This is a genomic window from Methylacidimicrobium sp. B4 (genome assembly GCF_017310545.1).
Classification (GTDB): Bacteria; Verrucomicrobiota; Verrucomicrobiia; order Methylacidiphilales; family Methylacidiphilaceae; genus Methylacidimicrobium.
Window position 1 is genome coordinate 1,029,024 of record NZ_CP066203.1, and the last position, 16,575, is coordinate 1,045,598.

General features: G+C 63.2%; 16 protein-coding genes. 1 reads left to right on the forward strand and 15 read right to left on the reverse strand.

Annotated elements, in window-relative coordinates:
• Positions 1 to 13: 13 nt before the first annotated feature.
• The 7 genes from MacB4_RS04995 to MacB4_RS05025 all read right to left on the reverse strand — a co-directional run bounded on the left by MacB4_RS04995 (position 14) and on the right by MacB4_RS05025 (position 6,931).
• Entirely contained in the window at positions 14 to 631 is a 618-nt protein-coding gene (locus MacB4_RS04995; protein ID WP_206864741.1) for a YceI family protein, read from the reverse strand.
• A gap of 51 nt (positions 632 to 682) precedes the next feature.
• Positions 683 to 2,638, reverse strand: a complete 1,956-nt coding sequence (locus MacB4_RS05000; protein ID WP_206864742.1) for a cbb3-type cytochrome c oxidase subunit II — start codon at positions 2,636 to 2,638, stop codon at positions 683 to 685.
• Positions 2,631 to 3,086 (reverse strand): hypothetical protein, encoded by a 456-nt coding sequence (locus MacB4_RS05005; protein WP_206864743.1) that lies wholly within the window; start codon positions 3,084 to 3,086, stop codon positions 2,631 to 2,633. The genes MacB4_RS05000 and MacB4_RS05005 overlap by 8 nt, the downstream gene beginning before the upstream one ends.
• Complete coding sequence (locus MacB4_RS05010; protein WP_206864744.1) at positions 3,083 to 3,799, reverse strand: ABC transporter ATP-binding protein; 717 nt, start codon at positions 3,797 to 3,799, stop codon at positions 3,083 to 3,085. Before MacB4_RS05010 ends, MacB4_RS05005 begins: the two co-directional genes overlap by 4 nt.
• Positions 3,796 to 4,908, reverse strand: a complete 1,113-nt coding sequence (locus MacB4_RS05015) for an ABC transporter permease (protein ID WP_206864745.1) — start codon at positions 4,906 to 4,908, stop codon at positions 3,796 to 3,798. Before MacB4_RS05015 ends, MacB4_RS05010 begins: the two co-directional genes overlap by 4 nt.
• The gene (locus MacB4_RS05020) at positions 4,880 to 5,743 is read right to left on the reverse strand and encodes a polyprenyl synthetase family protein (RefSeq protein WP_206864746.1); all 864 of its coding nucleotides are present in this window, start codon (positions 5,741 to 5,743) and stop codon (positions 4,880 to 4,882) included. Before MacB4_RS05020 ends, MacB4_RS05015 begins: the two co-directional genes overlap by 29 nt.
• 396 nt (positions 5,744 to 6,139) lie before the next feature.
• Positions 6,140 to 6,931 carry a TlyA family RNA methyltransferase gene (locus MacB4_RS05025; RefSeq protein ID WP_242529344.1) on the reverse strand — a complete coding sequence of 264 codons (792 nt, stop codon included), beginning with the start codon at positions 6,929 to 6,931 and terminating at the stop codon, positions 6,140 to 6,142.
• Positions 6,932 to 7,099: 168 nt separating this feature from the next.
• Here MacB4_RS05025 and MacB4_RS05030 point away from each other — a divergent pair, with 168 nt between their 5' ends.
• Entirely contained in the window at positions 7,100 to 9,148 is a 2,049-nt protein-coding gene (locus MacB4_RS05030) for a quinol:electron acceptor oxidoreductase subunit ActD (RefSeq protein WP_206864747.1), read from the forward strand.
• A 21-nt stretch (positions 9,149 to 9,169) separates the two neighbouring features.
• Here the strand turns inward: MacB4_RS05030 and MacB4_RS05035 are convergent, their stop codons facing one another.
• The 8 genes from MacB4_RS05035 to MacB4_RS05070 all read right to left on the reverse strand — a co-directional run bounded on the left by MacB4_RS05035 (position 9,170) and on the right by MacB4_RS05070 (position 16,441).
• Positions 9,170 to 9,616: a hypothetical protein gene (locus MacB4_RS05035; protein WP_242529345.1), complete on the reverse strand. Its 447-nt coding sequence runs from the start codon at positions 9,614 to 9,616 to the stop codon at positions 9,170 to 9,172.
• Positions 9,617 to 9,727: 111 nt separating this feature from the next.
• Positions 9,728 to 10,198 carry a hypothetical protein gene (locus MacB4_RS05040; protein ID WP_206864748.1) on the reverse strand — a complete coding sequence of 157 codons (471 nt, stop codon included), beginning with the start codon at positions 10,196 to 10,198 and terminating at the stop codon, positions 9,728 to 9,730.
• Complete coding sequence (locus MacB4_RS05045) at positions 10,174 to 10,533, reverse strand: hypothetical protein (protein WP_206864749.1); 360 nt, start codon at positions 10,531 to 10,533, stop codon at positions 10,174 to 10,176. The genes MacB4_RS05040 and MacB4_RS05045 overlap by 25 nt, the downstream gene beginning before the upstream one ends.
• A gap of 88 nt (positions 10,534 to 10,621) precedes the next feature.
• Entirely contained in the window at positions 10,622 to 11,518 is an 897-nt protein-coding gene (locus tag MacB4_RS05050) for a DUF72 domain-containing protein (protein ID WP_206864750.1), read from the reverse strand.
• 24 nt (positions 11,519 to 11,542) lie between these two features.
• Positions 11,543 to 12,565, reverse strand: a complete 1,023-nt coding sequence (locus MacB4_RS05055; RefSeq protein ID WP_206864751.1) for an NAD-dependent epimerase/dehydratase family protein — start codon at positions 12,563 to 12,565, stop codon at positions 11,543 to 11,545.
• On the reverse strand, positions 12,562 to 14,055 hold the full coding sequence (locus MacB4_RS05060) for a menaquinone biosynthesis decarboxylase (RefSeq protein WP_206864752.1): 1,494 nt from the start codon (positions 14,053 to 14,055) through the stop codon (positions 12,562 to 12,564). Before MacB4_RS05060 ends, MacB4_RS05055 begins: the two co-directional genes overlap by 4 nt.
• Before the next feature lie 251 nt (positions 14,056 to 14,306).
• Positions 14,307 to 15,014 (reverse strand): SCO family protein, encoded by a 708-nt coding sequence (locus MacB4_RS05065; RefSeq protein ID WP_206864753.1) that lies wholly within the window; start codon positions 15,012 to 15,014, stop codon positions 14,307 to 14,309.
• Between the two features lie 98 nt (positions 15,015 to 15,112).
• Positions 15,113 to 16,441, reverse strand: coding sequence for a selenium-binding protein SBP56-related protein (locus MacB4_RS05070; RefSeq protein WP_206864754.1), 1,329 nt, complete (start codon positions 16,439 to 16,441; stop codon positions 15,113 to 15,115).
• Between the last annotated feature and the right edge of the window lie 134 nt (positions 16,442 to 16,575).

Here is a 16,575-nt window from a genome sequence, read left to right on the forward strand (position 1 = left end):
ATCGCAATCGGTTCTATTGGGGAAGGACGAAGGCGAATCGATAGTCGATCGGAATCGTGGTCCCGACCGTCATGAACGCCTTCTTGATCTGCGGCAGCCCGTATTGGAGCGTATCAACGGTCGTCTTGCCGGAAACCAGGATCCGGCTTCCTTCTCGCCACCAGAGGGCGTTGCTGTTGAGCGGCTGCCGGACTCCGTTGAGCTCAAAGGTCCCGGAAATGGCAACGCGAGCGGGGGCCTGGGCAGTAGCGGTCGCGCAGTCGCCCGAGAGGACGCGGATCCCTTCGCATTGAAACGAGGCTTGCGGATGGAGCTTGGCGTGGAGCCAATGGAACATCTCCTCATCCCGCTTCTTGTGGAAGGTGGTAACGCCCGCAACCGGGAAGACGAGCGAAGCCTTCTGGATCGACGGTATCCCGGCGCCGTCCCAATCGGCACTCCCCGTGATCCGGGTTTCCGCCCCGTGAAAATCGTGAAGGAAGGAATCTCCGACGAATTTGACATAGCTCTTGCTGCTATCGACCGGTATCGAGACCGGGGCGGCGGTGGCCCATCCAGCCCACGCAAGAGCGCCGGGCAGAAGAAGGATTCTAAGGAAGCGAAGGATCGATCGGTTATGGAATGCGGACATCGTTGCTCTACTCCTGTTGATCTGTTGCTCTCTCTGCCGTGCGCGCCTCGACTAGGGCGCACGCATCGGCTCGCTCCCTTGCGTCGACAATCGGGCGACGTAGGCGGCGAGTCCGAGAATCTTCGAATCCTCCAAGGTTTCATGACCGGCCATCGTCGTGCCGGGAATTCCAAACTTGATGATCCGGGCCAAAACGATGAGGCGCCCTGCGGCCTCCTCGGTCGTGCCCGCTCCCCAGGAACTTCGGGTCAGGTCGCTCGGCGGGGGAGATCCCACGAGCTTGGCGAGAGGCCCGTCGCCATGCCCGGAGACGCCGTGGCATTGCGCGCAGCTTTCCGCAAAGAGCTTGGCACCGGTTGCGGGATCGGCCGGCCGGCTCTCCGGAGCGGGGAGCCATCGGATTGCTGCCGCCGCCCGATCCTCCCGGGTCGACGCTCCGAGCTCCTCCAGGTAGGCAATCAGCGCCTCGCCACAGGGGTTTCCGTCCGCGAAGAGGTGCGCATAGGACGGCATGCGTGATTCCGGGACGAGGGAGCGCGGATCGATCAGGTGGAGCCGGTTCCACTCGGGCGAGCGGCGGTTGCCTACGCGGAGCAGGTCGGGCCCCTGGCGCCGATTGCCGATGAGCGGAGGAATCTCTTCCTTCCGATCCAGTGGCGGCTGCGCAGGTCCCCACCACTCTTCGTCCCGGCTGCCCGGTCGAATGTATTGCGAATGGCAATGGATGCAGCCCTCGCGGATGTAGACCTCTCTGCCCAGCTCCCTCCCGCCCTCGGGCGACGAGGATCTCCGGGAAGGAAGAAGCGGCTCCTCCGGCAGCTGGGAAGAGAGAAGGCCGATAGCTCCCAATCCCGCCCAATAGGGGACGGAGCGGGGCGCCGTGGCGAGCGAGGCCACACGGGGGAAGAGAAGGCAGACACCGACAACCCCCAGCGAGGCGGCCAGGAATGCTCCGGGAATCGCATGGAGATCTTGGGCCATCCCGATTCCCATCGCCGAGCCGCACCACCCGGCGACCGCGTACAGGATGGCGGCACGCCAAGCCGCTGCGCCCAATGTCGTTCGGTTCGACAGACAGCCTGGAGCGAAGACCAGTGCGGCGGAGTAGAGGGAAACCCCGGCCGGATAGAGCCAGCCCGCGGCTCTGGCGCCCATGCCGGCGCCGCCGACCATGGCCGCGGACCCGGCCAGCAAGAGGAACGAGAGCGCGAGCACGCCCCGGAGCCCACCCCGATCGAGATACCAGCCGCCCGCGCAGGCCGCGAGGAAGTGAACGAGGCCGTTTCTCCACTGGAGTCTTGGCTCCCCCCAAGCGAATCGGTTGAGGTTGGGAGTGGCTTCCAAGATGCTGAAGCAGGCCGAATCGACCCAGACCAGGACCAGAAAGACAACGACGATCGCTCGGAAGCCAGAAGCCGGTCGGGCATGAGGGGGGAGTGCTGGCGGATCCTCCGGCTCTTTCAGGAAGCGGGTCGCGACCGCTCCGAGACCGCACGCACCGGCGGCCGCTGCCGCCTGGATCCAGGCCGAGCCGGCGAAGAGAGTCGGCACGTTGCAAACCGCATAGGCGATGCCGGTTCCAAGCCCGATCTGGAAGCCCCGACGCCGGGGATCGAGCAGGACAGCGACGCTCGCGGAGAGCGTTACGGTGAGGATTCCCACCGATCCACCAATCCCGGCGGCAAGAAACGCAAACGAGGCGGCGCTGCGCGCCATGGTCGAGAGAAGAGCGGCGGCTCCGCTGACCACAAAACTGACGAGCAGCAATTTTCGCAGACGGGATCTCCGAAAGAGACGGGCCGCCGCCAGGCTGCCCGCCACGCCGCCGCATCCCATTGCGAGAAGGACGCCCCGGAGGCCGCTCCCGCCGACGCCCTGGGCCTGGATCAAACCCAGAAACCCAAACTGGGCGAAGAGGAGGAAGTCGACGTAGGTTGCCGCGATGGCCACGACGGCGGCCGCAGCAGCCGGTACGGAAACTGCAGAAGTCGGGAGGCGGTCAGGCATCGTTCGGAAATCTTCGCCGAAGCAAGACGAATTGGAGCAATGCCCAGAAGCCGTCGGTGAGCGATACGCTGCTCCAGGCGCGATCCATGCCTCCGGAAGCAATCTCCACGCTGACGAAGCAGCAGACGGCGGCTCGCAGGAGGGCGGTCAGCTCCCAGACGGTGCGCAAGGAACCGGCGCGGCGGGCGACTCGCCAGCAGAAAAGGCCGTAAAAGTAACTGGCCCCGACCGCCGCGACAAAGACTCCAACGAACTGCGTCCAGGCGAGGTCTCCGGCAGGCGCAACGCCCATCCGGGAGAGAGTCCTCTCCGGAGCAAGCAGCAGGCAGACGCCGGTGGCCAGATCGCCTCCCCCGGCAAGGAGGCTGATCGCGACGGCCGCCTTTGCGCCCTTTTCTTGGAGCCACGCCCTCCTCGGGCCTTCCGGAACGGCGGAAAGCGAGCTCATAAGGGAAGAGCCTGTCCTTGATGGACCCGGAGGACCCGGCGGCAGCCCTCGGCGAAGCGCCGCTCGTGCGTGGCGAGGATCACGGAGGCCCCCTCCTCGGCGACCAACCGAAGGAGCAGTTCGAAGACGAGATCCGCAGTCTTCTCGTCGAGCGCGCCGGTCGGCTCGTCGGCAAAAATCACCTGCGGCTGATTCATCAGGGCCCGACAGATCGCGGTACGCTGCCGCTCCCCGCCGGACAGCGTCTGAATCCGGCTCGCGAGCCGATGGGAGAGGCCGACCTTCTCCGCGAGATGGCGCGCGCGGGCGTCGGCCTCCTTGGGCGGCCGTCCCGCCGCCAGGCAGGGAATCCGCAGGTTTTCAAGCAGCGTCAAATCCGGAATCAGGTTGTGCAGCTGAAAGACGAATCCTATAGAGCGTCGGTATAGCTGAAGGCGGGTCTCCTCGCCGGCTGGATCGAGCCCGAGAATGAAGACCTCGCCTCGATCCGGCCGCTCCAATCCACTGAGCAGGTGAAGAAGGGTACTCTTTCCGGAACCCGAGGAACCCCAGAGCGCCACCATCTCCCCACGGCTGATCTCCAGGCTGACTCCCTGGAGGACCGGAGTCTGCCCATGATCAAAGCTCTTCCAGAGGTCCCGGGCGACGATCGCCTTCGCCGATTTTACCTCTGCGGCGGCGGGGAAATGGCTATGGGGTTCTTGGGGATTCATTCGTAACGCAGAGCTTCTGCGGGTGCGATGCGGGAGGCAAAATAGGCGGGATAGAATGCACCCGCGATCGCGGTAACCAGAGTGACCAGGGCGACGCCTGCCAAGAGATCCGCTCGAAGAGAGGCGCGGACATAGCCCTGGAGCTGAGGCGCCGCATTCATCGCTGCGAGCGCGGCCAGGCCCGCAACGCATCCGCCCAGGCTTCCCAAACCGGAAAGGACCACCGCTTCCCCCAGGATGAGGCTCGCGACCTGTCGTCGAGAGAAGCCGCAGACCCGCAGAACCGCAATCTCCCGAACGCGGGCGAAAACCGACATCAGCATCGTGTTGGCTACGCCCATGCCTCCAAGGAGGAAAGAGCAGATCCCGATCGCCCAGCTCGTGACATTGAGGATGCGAAACTGGGAGTAGGAGCGATTGAACTCCTTGTCCTCGAGAGCGATCAGATCCGGGAAGCGTTCATCGATCAGCTTCCGGAAGGCATCGAAGCTCGCCCCCGGGCGGAGCTCCACCGTGGCCAGCGAGGCCTGGGACTCCTTGTGAAAGAACTCTTGGGCCAGCGGCAAGGGAAAGAAGACGCCCCCGTCCTCGAAGCCGTTTGCCGTCCGCAAAATGCCCCCGACGAGAAAGCGGCGGCTCCCGATCTGGATCTCCTCTCCCATCGCCTTCTTGAGGAAGGAGGCAGCTCGTTCGCCCAAGCAGACCGCACCCCTATCTTGGCCGAAGCGGGAGAGTGAACCGCCCAGCCAGCGGGCATGGCGGAGGCGCGGGTTATCGGCATCCACTCCAAAGCAGGTAATGATGGGATGGTTGGGAGAGCTGACGATTCCCACGAGCAGAGGGTCCACTCGTTTCACCAAACCAAGCTTTCGGATCTCCTCGAGCTGCGAGGCGCGCACGCTGCTGAAGAAGAGGTCGGAGACATTCCTCTCGAACAGAATGAACTGGCTCTCCGTCGACAGGATGTTCTGAAACATTCCGACCGCCCCCAGCACGATAGAAACGATGCAGAGCATGGAAGCAGCTCCAAAGCCGATCCCGGAAGCCGTTATGAGGCTGCGGAGCTTGTGACGGCGAATGTTAAGAAAGATGAGCCTGAGAAAATCCATGCCAGTTGATCTCTCGCACTTTGAGCAGAGAGGAAGCCAGTCGTTCCGAAATCGCCTGTTGTACCGGCTTTAGAAAGCCGAATCGCCGATCCCCGGCCAGGAGATTCACCGCGCGGCGCGCAAGGGCGGAGAGTCGAAGCAGGGAAGCCACGGTCCTTTCCCGGCCGACCGCAAGGAGTAGATTCGGCCTGCAAAGATGCGCATCCCTTCCCTCCGCCAACAGGACGAGGGAGACCGGTTCGCTCGCGTCATGAATGTCATCGATCCCTTGGTAGAGCAACCCCCAGTAGACGCTGATGCGATGGAGCAGGAGCCGCTGCCGCGCCGGGAGATTGGCCGCCAAGGAGGGGAAGCCAAGAGCCAATCGGATCAGGGGAACGGTCTTCCCTAAGGCAATCCTCAGGACTTCCCGTCGGCCTCCCGTTCGGTACGCCAGATCTTCCGCCTGTCCGTTGACAATGCCACCCGATCCAAGGCAGCGCTCGAGGAGCCGGCACGCCTCCGTCTGCCTCCGCGTGGGAATCCGCGTGCTCACTTCGCCGAAAAGCGCATAGGCCCGGGTGATGAGCGCGAGGCTCCCCAGGATCGCGGTAGGTTCCCCATGCAGAAGATGCAGGCAAATTCGACCGCGCCGCTCCCTGGAATCATCCATGCATGGCAGGTCGTCCAGCAGCAGCGAAGCAATGTGAAAATATTCGATGGCACAAGCGAACTTTTTCGCAAGCTCCGTAGAGAATCCCACGGCAACCATCGCTCCGTAGGCGAGTTGGGCCCGGAAGAGGCTCCCGGAGTTGGTCAGTGATCGGAGAATCGCGACCCGCAAGGAGCGTTGCATTCCGGCGCGGATCGGGGCGTTGGACTGGAGCGATTCAGACAATACTTTTCGAAAGCATCTCTCATTACACATGAAACTTTTTTCATAGATGAATAAACATTCATATTTCCGCTCGGAGTTCTCAAGCAATGCAGGATGGCACGATAAATTCTCGCTGGGCATTGTTCGGAATTGAGAGAGGAACGCGATCGTCCTGATCGACTGAAAAATTGACCGCATGATCGCAAGATTCGCCTCCATGTCAAGATCCAAGGCCATGTCATGGTTGGATCCGGGCGAATCATAACGCGTAAGTGGAAGATAGATAGAGACTATTACTAGTCACACTGCGGGTTACGGAACTGGCCCGAAGCCCCGCATGGCCACCCTATGCGGATCGCGCCACCCTCCCACTCCTCACCCGGGATCGATCGCAGGCTTCCGGAACAAGCCCCAGAGAAACTCCTGGTTCCCGGAGCCGCCGAGGATGGGGGAGGGAAGGATTCCGCGATCCTCGCACTCTGGGAATGCCCCTACCCAACGGCGCATCTCCTCCACGACGCGTTCGCGCACTCCCGGATCTCGGACGATCCCCCCCTTGCCGACCTCCGCCCGACCGGCCTCGAACTGGGGCTTGATCAGCGCGATGATCCAGCCCTCCGGCCGGACGAGGGGCAAGAGCGCCGGAAGCACCAGGCGCAGCGAAATGAAGGAGACATCAACCGTCGCCAAGTCGACGACCTCTCCGAGGTTTTCCGGACGAAGCAGGCGGGCATTGATCCCCTCGCGCACGATGACGCGCGGGTCCTGCCGGAGCTTCCAGTGGAGCTGCGCTCGGCCCACGTCGAGAGCGATGACCCGCCGAGCGCCATGCTGCAAGAGGCAGTCGGTGAACCCGCCGGTGGACGCTCCGACATCGAGGCAGGTCGAACCCGAGGGGTCGAGGGAGAAGCCGCGGAGCGCCGCCTCGAGCTTATGCCCTCCGCGGCCAACATAACGATCAGGCTGCTCCAGCCGGAGATGCGCCTCGGGATCGACCAGGCGGCTCGGCTTGTCCGCAAGCGCTTCCCCGATTCGGACCCTTCCGGCCAAGATTGCCCGCTGCGCCGCATCCCGGCTCTCGCAGAGCCCCCGCTCGACCAGGGCGAGATCGAGCCTGAGCCTGCGGGGTGCCGCGTTCTTGCGTGCTCCTGCGTTCGCAAGCCTCATCCCCTCCGTTCTCCGGCGTTTCTTTTCTTCTCCGCGCATCGTCTCTGCGTTATTTTCCATACTAGCCTCATTCGGCAGGAAAGACAGCGCGCCCGCGCGGCCCGAAAGCGCTCCTCAAAGGGGGGAAGCGCCTCCCCGAGCGGCCCGCCGGCGGAGGGACAGGGTAATATGAAAGAAGGTTACTCTGCATCGGCCCCCTGGCGACCTCCCGGCGCTTCGGCCGAAGGCCAACCCCCGGCGTCGGCAGCCGGGCCTCTCGATCGTCCCCCCCTGTTGGAACCGCCTGGGACAATTGCCTCGGTTACCCAGGGAGTCTGCCAATTCCTTGAGCGGCCCGCTCCAGCCTGGTGGCTCCCGGCCACGATCGTCACGGGCCTGGTTGCCACGCTCGTCCTGGCGGCCAACGCCTACCTGGTGGGCACGGGGGTCGGCGTCTGGGGGGTCCAGGTGCCCGTCGTCTGGGGATTCGCCATCATCAACTTCGTTTTCTGGATCGGCATCGGCCATGCCGGAACCCTGATCTCTGCCATTCTCCTGCTCACCCGCCAAAAATGGCGCAACTCCCTCAACCGCGCCTCGGAGGCGACCGCCATCTTCGCGGTCGCCTGCGGAGCGATCTTCCCGGCGATCCACGTCGGCCGCCAATGGATGGCTTGGTACCTGATCCCGGTCCCGCAATACATCGCGATCTGGCCGAACTTTCGCGCGCCGCTTCTCTGGGATGTAGCCGCCGTCCTCACCTATCTCACCGTCTCGGTGCTCTACTGGTATCTGGGAATGATCCCCGACTTCGCCACCCTCCGCGAAAGGGAGAAGCATCCCTGGCGTCGGAAGCTCTTTGCCATCCTCTCGATGGGTTGGTCGAGCTCGGCCCGGGAGTGGAACCACTACGAAATGGGCTATCTCTGCTTGGCGGGCCTCCTCGCACCCCTGGTTCTCTCGGTCCACTCCTTCGTCTCCTGCGACTTCGCGGCCACGATCCTGCCCGGCTGGCATGCGACCATCTTCCCTCCCTACTTCGGCGCCGGGGCGATCTTCGGCGGCTTCGCCGTGATCCTGGTTCTTCTCATCCCTCTGCGGGCCCTCATGCCCGAGCTGAAGGAGTTTATCCTGCCGATCCACATTGAGCAGATGGCCAAATGGCTCCTGACAACGGGCTCCCTGGTCGGCTACGTCTACTTGACCGAGCTCTTCCTCGCCTGGTACAGCGCCAATCCGTTCGAGCGCTACGCATTCTGGAATCGGATCACCGGGCCCTATGCTCCCGAGTTCTGGGGCATGCTCACCTGCAACGCGATCGCGCCGCAGCTCCTCTGGTTCCGGGCGGTCCGGAGGAGACCCTGGATCGTCTTCGGCGTAGCCGTTCTGGCCAATATCGGCATGTGGCTCGAGCGCTTCGTCATCATCGTAATCTCTCTCCACCGGGATTTCCTTCCCTCGTCCTGGAGCCTCTACCATCCCACCTGGATCGACATCGGGCTCCTGGTCGGCTCGGTGGGCCTCTTTCTCTTCCTCTTCCTCCTCTTTCTCCGCTTTCTTCCGATCATCGCCATGTTCGAGGTGAAGGCGCTCTGCAACGGTGCCGCGGAGGTCACCTCTGCTTCGCCCGAGCCGCCGAAGGCCTCCCTCGCTGACCTGGAGCACGCGACGTTCGGCCTGGGAGCCCGGTTCCCCTCCGCCGCCGCTCTTTGTCGAGCCGGTCGGGCGCTGCGGGAGAAGGGCTTTCGGCGAATCGAGCTCTATTCTCCTTATCCCTTCCACGGGCTGGCGGAGGCCGCGGGGCACGGAAAGAGCTGGGTCTCCGCCTGCGTCCTGGGAGCGGGAGCGCTCGGCTTCTGTATCGCAGTTTGCCTGGAGATCTTCACCTCGATCCCGCGCCCCGCCCCCCTGCGCGGCCTGCTCTCGAGCCATCTGCTCGATCTCTTTTTCCCGCTGGTCGTACAAGGCAAGCCCTACATCAGCCTTCCGGCATTCTTCGCCGTCGTCTTTGAAACGACCGCCCTTTTCTCCGCATTCGGAGCGGTGCTCGGCATTCTCCTGGCCAGCTCGCTTCCCCGCTTCCACCGGCCGCTCTTCGATTGGGACCTCTTCAGCAGAAGAAGTCAGGACGACGGCTTCTTTCTCCTCGTCGAGCGCCGGGATCCCCGGTTTTCCGCGGATCTCCCCCGGCTCCTGAAAGAGATCGGAGCCTTGGAGATCCGTGCGATTCCGGAATGAGAGGAGACGGGACGATTGCCCTCAAGCCCTTTCTCCAGCCTCGGGAGCTGAGGAGAGGATGGGCAGCGACCGTTCTCCGACCTTCTCGCCGTTGACGAGAATCACGATCGAATAGAACGCCGGCTGCGGCACGAGGAAGGGAGGCATCGGGATGGGAAGATCGAGAACCGCCTGCTCATCGAACGGCGGGGCCTCCTCTGGAAACTGGATCTGCCCCGAGGCGCTCGCCAGGACATGGCCCGATTTCGGCTCTTCGACCCGGGTCGCAATATCGAGCCGTGACACTCGTCCCCGCAAATGGGTGAGCCAGACCGTGATGAAGAATGGAGGGGTCGGAAAGGGAAACTTGGGCAACCGAAGCTGCCCAAAGGAGTTCACCAGAGAGAGCTTTTCGGTACCCTTCTCTCGCACCACCAGATCCGAGAGCACGATCGCCGGACAGAGAACGGGCTCCTGCACCACGACCATTCACCATAGGAAGGACCGCCTTGAGAAGCAAGCGGCTCCGTTCCTGGAAGTTGCGACGGGCACGACTTTTCGCAGGAACCGGTTCCGCGAGTCCGCCGCTCCAGGCCGACCCTATCCCTCCTTCGAGGCGAACTGCGCCTTGAGCTCCTTCTCCATTTTCTCCCGAAGCTCCTTCCGCTGCCCCTCGGTCTCCTTCCAGATCTGGTGAGCAATCTCTTCCCGGCGCTTCCAATATTCGCGCTCGAAAGCCGCCTTCTGATCGTCGGAAAGCTTCAGGCCCAGCCGCTCCGCTTCCCTCTCGGCCGCGCGGTGATGCTCCATGCGCACCCGAGCGATTCGCTCCAGGAACTTTCCCTTTTGGCCGAGACCCATTTTCTGGAACCGGGGCCACTTTTCCAGCTCCGCCAGCAAGCGGTCATCGGGCAGCTCCAGGAGCTGAACGATCTTCTGCCTCGCTTCCCATTGACACTCCTCCGGCGCTTGCCCATCCGGGCCGGGGCGATCGCCCGCCCGCAAGGAGGTTCCTCCAACCACCACGCCCGCAATAAAGCAAGCGGCTAAAACGAGCTCGCTTCTTCCCATAAGGCGGTTTCTCCCTGTTCTCCCGGCTCCGCCGAGAGTTGCTCCTGAAGCCATCCAACGTCTTCCGCCGCCGGGTTGGAGTCGATCGAAGCCAAGGCGGCGTGGGTCAAACCCGTTTCCCGCCCCTGTCCCCGGTTGACCAGCCAAGCCGCCAAGCCCCCTCCGCCAACGACAAGGGAGAGGGAAACGGCGCAGACCCACCCGAGCCGAGCTCGGCGCCTGCGCCGGCTCTTCTCGACGGCAAGCCGGGCAAGGGTCCTCGCAGCGAGCGACCCGTCCGGAACGGAAGGCCGCGCCTGCTTGAGGAGCTGCCAGAGCGGATCTTGTTCGTCCATGCATCAGGATCCAACCCGAGGCCATCCACTTTGTCGCGGGTTTTTCTCGCCCAACGGGATCTCCCCGAACGCGGCCGCCCGGGATCGCTCAGGAACCCATGCCCGCGAGGAGCTCCTGGAAGCGGGCGGCGTTGCGCACCCCGTAGTCTCGATAGCAGTTGTTGAAAAGGACATGGATCTGCGAAGCGCGCAGGGACCGGACTCCGCGGGCAATCTCGCGAAGCTCCGCATCATCGTACAGGTACCGGAAGCGATCGGCAGCGGAGGCGAGATTCCGGGCCATCCAGGTTTCCCGGTTTCTTCCGTGCAGACGCACCACCGCGATCTCGGACGACGGAATCGTCCAGAGAGCCGGAACGCTCGTGCGGGTTCCCTGCGGCTCGTCGACGATCACGGGAATCCACCCGTGCTGAGCCTCCCACTGGAGCGTCTCTTCGGCCCGCCCGCCGGAAAACCAGGTCGCGTTCCGGAACTCGACAGCGATCCGAAAGCCCTCGAGCCGCTCTCCACACAGCACCAGATGCGCGACATTCTCCCGACCGTAGGCAAACCAGGGAGGAAATTGGAGGAGAACGACGCCGAGCTTCCCGGCCTCCTTGAGCGGTGCGAGGCCCTCACGAAAGCGCCTCCAAAGCTCCTGGCGCGTTTCTTCGGCCAGATCCCGGTAGTAGATCCTTTCCCGGGGTTCCCGGCCGGCGGGGGGCCGCAGATCGGGAGGAAGGGCGGTCTGGGAGGCGGGATGTTGCGTGAAGAGGCGGAAGGCCTTGCAGTCGAAAACGAAGCCGGCGGGAGTCCTTTCCACCCACCGCTTGGCGTTTTCCGGCCGGGGAAGCGCGTAGTAGGTCGAGTCGATTTCGACGAGAGGGAAATGAGCCGCGTAGTAGCGCAAGCGCGACGCCGCATCCCGGGCTTCCGCGGGATACCAGCCGGAGCCCAGGAGCGTAGGATCCGTCCACGAAGCCGTACCGACCAGGACGAGCACCATCTTCTCTACTGGAATCCTGCCCGCCTACGACTCCGAGAGGTGGACGGCGACCTCCCGGTACCACGAGACGAATCTCTCGATCCCCACCGCAAGCGGCGTGCTCGGGGCAAATCCGGCCTCTTCCTCGAGCTCGGTCGTATCCGCAGCTGTCGCGGTCACGTCCCCGGGTGGAGTCGGCGAAAAGCGGAGGATCGCCCGCCGTCCGACCGCCCGTTCAATCGCTTCCACCAGCTCGCGGACGGAGAGAGGGGTCCGGTTGCCGATATTGAAAATCCGGTAGGGAGCCGAGCTGCGCGAGGGATCTGGATGAGCCGGATCCCAGCCCGGATCGGCGGCGGCCCTCCGAGGAATCAAGCGCGCAACCGCTTCAATCACATCGTCGACATAGGTGAAATCTCGCCGCAGCTCTCCTTTGCCGTACACCTCGATCGGCTCGCCGCCCAGGATGGCGCGCGTAAACGAAAAGTAGGCCATGTCGGGCCGACCCCACGGACCGTAGACGGTGAAAAAGCGCAAGCCGGTGGTCGGCAGCCGATAGAGATGGCTGTAGGAATGTGCGAGCAGCTCGGTGGCCCGCTTGGTCGCGGCGTAGACGCTCGCGGGATGGGCCACGGAATCGCGCACGGAAAACGGGAGGGAAGCATTGAGCCCATAGACCGAGCTCGAGCTCGCATAGAGAAGATGCGGCGGGGGGGAGGCGCGGCGGGCGGCCTCGAGCAGGTGGACGGTGGCGAGGACGTTGTCCTCCACGTAGGCGGCCGGTTCGCGGAGGCTGTAGCGGACACCCGCCTGGGCTGCGAAGTGGACGATCGCCTCCGGCCGCTCCCGCGCAAGGAGGTCATCGATCGGCTTCGGATGACGCAGATCGAGCCTTTCGAAACGGAAGGAGGGGGCTTCCGCAAGAAGGCGCACCCTCGCCTCCTTGAGCGCTACGGAGTAGTAGGCGTTGACGTTGTCGACCCCGACAACCTCCCCGCCACTCCCCAGGAGCCGGCGGGCAAGGGAAAACCCGAGGAAGCCAGCGCAGCCGGTGATCAGAATCTTCATGGCTGGCGTACCCCCTTGCCCTCCCTCCTCTGCGGAAATCGCGCAAAAAGCTCGCGAGAGAGATCGACCGGAAGCGAAACCTCTTCGGGCCATGGCCGCGGGTAGCCTTCGGCGGGCAATTTCCGGGTGGCGTCGATCCCGACATGGCTCCCCATGTTCGGAGTCGCCTGCGCATGATCCAGGCTGTCGCACGGCCCCCGGGTGAAGAGAAAGTCTCGCTCGGGATCGACGTTGGCGCAGAGGTGGAAGAGCACGTCGGCGGTGTCGTGGACATTGACCTCGGCATCGACGACGACCAGGATCTTCGTAAACATCATCTGCCCCATGCCCCAGAGGCCATGCATCACCTTGTAGGCCTGATAGGGATACTGCTTGCGGATGCTCACGAAGACCAGGTCGTGGAAGACCCCTTCTGGGGGGAGGGCCAGATCGACGATCTCCGGGAAGGTCGCCTGCAGCACCGGGAAGAGGAGGCGGACGCTCGCGGTCCCGAGATAAAAGTCCTCCATCGGAGGCTTGCCGACGATCGTTGCCGGATAGACGGCGTCCTTCCGGTGGGTGATCGAGGTGAGATGGAAGACCGGGTAGGGCTCGACCGGAGTGTAGAAGCCGGTGTGATCCCCGAACGGTCCCTCCGGACGAAGCTCCGGAGGCTCCACATACCCCTCGAGGACAAAATCGGCGGTTGCGGGAACCTCGAGATCGACCGTTTCGCAGCGCACCAGAGGAATCCCCTTCTTTCGCAGAAATCCCGCGAAGAGCACCTCGTCGACACCATCCGGAAGGGGAGCCGTGGCGGCGAAGGTCAGGATCGGGTCGCCTCCCAGGCAGACGGCAACCGGCATCCGCCCTCCTTTCCCCCAATACCCCGTTTCGTGGCGAGCACCCACCTTGTGAATCTGCCAGTGCATTCCGGTGGTCACCCGGTCGTAAACCTGCATCCGGTACATGCCGACATTGCGCTTCCCGGTCTTCGGATCCTTCGTAAAGACCTGCGGCAGGGTGATGAAGGGACCTCCGTCCTTCGGCCAGCATCGGAGAACCGGAAGGGAACGCAGATCGGTCTCCGCCGAAGGTCCCATGCTGACGATCCGGTCGCGGCAGGGTCCGTCCTCCACCCGGTGGGGCCTGCACCGAGCCAGAGCGAGCGCCTTGCCCAAGAGCTCCCACCCTTCCCGAAACGAACGGGGCGGCTCGGCATGAAGCAGCGCGCGGATCTCTTCGACGAGCTTCTCCAAAGGCCTGCCCAGGACGAGCTCCATCCGGCGCTCGGAGCCAAAGGCGTTGATCAACACCGGGAAGGGGGAAATCGACCCGTCAGAGAGCAGCGGCTTCTCCACGAGCAGAGCATCCCCCCCTCCGGGAGCCTTCATCTCCCGATCGGCCAGTGCGGTAATTTCCAGATCGGTGCGCACCGGTTCCGAGATCCGGACCAGCTCCCCTTCCCTCTCCAGCAGCCGGGCAAAGTCGGCAAACGATTCGCACTCCATGGATAGACCCGCCTCTTCCCTCGACGGACGAGAGGTCAGGATACCCAAGGGATCGGAGAAAGCCGAAGGAAAATGCAATTGGGTAGCGCTCCCCATCCGCGCGGGGCGCGGCCTTCGCCCTCTGGCCGTGGTCGCCTCCCCTTCGGCAACGGTGGGCCCGGGCGCCTCTCTGGCCACGCCAGGCCCTTCCGCCTTTCACCAGCCTCATGCTCTTTAGCCGGAAGCTGTGAGCCTCGATGGCTCGCGGTCGTTCAGCGCGGCCCGGGAGCCTCCTCCAGGAGCAGAGTCTCGATGTCATTGAGGACCACCTGGGGCACCAGGAACGCGCTGCTGTAGATCTCCCGTATCTCTCCGGCCTTATCCATCAGAAATACCTTGAGCACGTGGCTTACCTCCTGCTTCCCCTCAGGCCCGGAAACCAGCATCAGATCCTGCCCAAAGCCGTCGAGCAGGGGAATTACGGCCTTCTGTGAACGCGGGGTCAAGAAATGCCACCGCAAACCATGCGAATCCGTGATCCTCCCTCCCCCGTACTGGCGCATCACCTCGGGGGTGTCATGCTGCGGATCAAAGCTCAGCGTCACAAGGCGCACCTTTCCCTGAAGCGAAGCTCTCTTCTCGAGCTCTCGCTCGATGCGCTGAAGCACGGCATAGGCGAGCGGGCAGCCCTTGGCGTCTCGGCAGCTCGTGTAGATGAAGGAAAGCAGGGTGATTTTCCCCGTGGTGAACTGCGAAAGGCGCTTCTCCTTGCCATCGATGTCGAGAACCATGCCATCGGGCGCCGGCATGATTCTCTCCAGCCGGTAGCTGCCCGGAGCCGGCGGCACGAGATCGAAATCGACCGGCGACTGCACGCCATGGGATTGGCCTGCGGGCATCACGGAAGAATCCGCCGCCATGGCCAGAGTGGCCATCAGGATAGAGCAAGATGCGGCAGCGCAGAGGAGGGTTCTCCTCATCGTGCTGCCTGAACGAGGCAAAGCCGATGCTCTTGTGATCGCTGCGGACGCCTCATTCCGTAAAAAGGAGGGCAAGAGGTTGATCTTGCGAAGGCGACCTATTGGGAAGCCGCCCGCGCTTCCGGCCGGTAAGCCGGCCTGATCGACTTGGATCCAAACTTCATATGATGGGGACGGCCCAGTTGCTGTTGATAGAAGTCGATCTGGAAAGCCGGCTTGAGCTCTTCGCCGTTCCAATTGTAGGCTTTGAGGAACTGTTCGTCATCAGGCCCTTTCTTATCCCAGTTCGAGAGCAGCGATGAGGTGAAATAGAGCCGTTTCCCATCCCAGCTCTCCGAAACCATGTTGACCTGCTTGCCAATCGTCGTCTCGTATACCTGCTTCGGATGCTCTGGATCCGAGATATCAAAGTAATGGGCCTTCCCATCCAGGAAGGTATCGACCCATAAGCCTCTGCCATCGTGGGTGATGCTGATGTCCACCGGGATGGCGAGCTGAGAGGGGTCGCCAACGGTCGCCACTTCCTTCGCCTGCCACTCTCCTTGAGCATCCTGCTTGATGAGCCAGAGCTTGGAGGTCAGGGCCGTAGCCGTCATGGCCCAGGCATCTCCCGGCTTCAAGGACCAGCGGATCTCGAGAGGCGCACCAGGGACGCTGAAGATCTTTTCCGGCTTCATGGCCTTGAGGTCCCAGAGCACCATGGTGTTCCCAAACTGCTTCATGGCCTCCTGATCCTTCATCAAGGTCCCTAAATCCATCATGTAATTGTTCCAGCCGGTGAAGCTGGAAGTAAGCAGGACATTCCTTTGGGGGTTGATCCCGATATCGTAGCCGTAACCGTCGCCGCCATCCGTCGTCGGCATGGGATAGGAGGTGATGAATTTTCCGCTGTTGGTATAAAGGGCCATGCCCGTCACGCCCCCATGATCCTTGCTGTTGGAGAGCGCCTGGATCAGCATCCGTCCGGGCAGAGCATAAAAGGTGTGCGGGCCGACATAGCCGGTTTCCTTCACCATATTGCTGATCGTCCTGACCATCCTGGGCTTGGCAGGGTTGCTCGCGACGTCGAATACGTAGATCTTGCTGCTATCCAGATCGCCAGCCCAGAGGTAGCGGCGATCGTCTGTGAGGCCCACGTGGTGCGCTTCCCCGCGCCCTCCCACAGACAGAGTGGCGATCACCTTGCCGTAGTGCTTCGACTTGGGGTTCGCATCCACGGTCACCAGCTTGTCGGATCCGTCGCCCATCCCCTTGACTCCCAGAGTCCATACGTAGACGTAGTCCTCCTGCCCCTTGATGAGGTCGGCGATGTAGGGGGAGTTGCAGGTCTCATCGGCTTGGGTCACCAGCGGATCGGCCGCGCTCGCTATTGCCACGACAAGGAATAGCGCCCACAGCGATTTTTTGAGCCGAATCGATTGCCACATGCGCGTTTTCCTCATCTTTGAGCCCACGGGCCGTCTTTTCACGAGGTTGTGGCCTTTTCCCCCACTTACCCGAGGAGGCAGGTCGCACCCGTTTTCGCCTGTCGTCCCCAATGCAACGGTTGCTCCACTTGTGC

Bases quoted from the DNA above. Each gene is read 5' to 3' on its own strand.
- MacB4_RS05065 (WP_206864753.1), bottom strand. From the start codon at position 15,014: ATGAGGAGAACCCTCCTCTGCGCTGCCGCATCTTGCTCTATCCTGATG.
- MacB4_RS05055 (WP_206864751.1), bottom strand. From the start codon at position 12,565: ATGAAGATTCTGATCACCGGCTGCGCTGGCTTCCTCGGGTTTTCCCTT.
- MacB4_RS05005 (WP_206864743.1), bottom strand. From the start codon at position 3,086: ATGAGCTCGCTTTCCGCCGTTCCGGAAGGCCCGAGGAGGGCGTGGCTC.
- MacB4_RS05015 (WP_206864745.1), bottom strand. From the start codon at position 4,908: ATGGATTTTCTCAGGCTCATCTTTCTTAACATTCGCCGTCACAAGCTC.
- MacB4_RS05020 (WP_206864746.1), bottom strand. From the start codon at position 5,743: ATGCAACGCTCCTTGCGGGTCGCGATTCTCCGATCACTGACCAACTCC.
- MacB4_RS05070 (WP_206864754.1), bottom strand. From the start codon at position 16,441: ATGTGGCAATCGATTCGGCTCAAAAAATCGCTGTGGGCGCTATTCCTT.
- MacB4_RS05025 (WP_242529344.1), bottom strand. From the start codon at position 6,931: ATGAGGCTTGCGAACGCAGGAGCACGCAAGAACGCGGCACCCCGCAGG.
- MacB4_RS05060 (WP_206864752.1), bottom strand. From the start codon at position 14,055: ATGGAGTGCGAATCGTTTGCCGACTTTGCCCGGCTGCTGGAGAGGGAA.
- MacB4_RS05000 (WP_206864742.1), bottom strand. From the start codon at position 2,638: ATGCCTGACCGCCTCCCGACTTCTGCAGTTTCCGTACCGGCTGCTGCG.
- MacB4_RS05035 (WP_242529345.1), bottom strand. From the start codon at position 9,616: ATGGTCGTGGTGCAGGAGCCCGTTCTCTGTCCGGCGATCGTGCTCTCG.
- MacB4_RS05040 (WP_206864748.1), bottom strand. From the start codon at position 10,198: ATGGGAAGAAGCGAGCTCGTTTTAGCCGCTTGCTTTATTGCGGGCGTG.
- MacB4_RS05030 (WP_206864747.1), top strand. From the start codon at position 7,100: ATGAAAGAAGGTTACTCTGCATCGGCCCCCTGGCGACCTCCCGGCGCT.
- MacB4_RS05045 (WP_206864749.1), bottom strand. From the start codon at position 10,533: ATGGACGAACAAGATCCGCTCTGGCAGCTCCTCAAGCAGGCGCGGCCT.
- MacB4_RS04995 (WP_206864741.1), bottom strand. From the start codon at position 631: ATGTCCGCATTCCATAACCGATCGATCCTTCGCTTCCTTAGAATCCTT.
- MacB4_RS05050 (WP_206864750.1), bottom strand. From the start codon at position 11,518: ATGGTGCTCGTCCTGGTCGGTACGGCTTCGTGGACGGATCCTACGCTC.
- MacB4_RS05010 (WP_206864744.1), bottom strand. From the start codon at position 3,799: ATGAATCCCCAAGAACCCCATAGCCATTTCCCCGCCGCCGCAGAGGTA.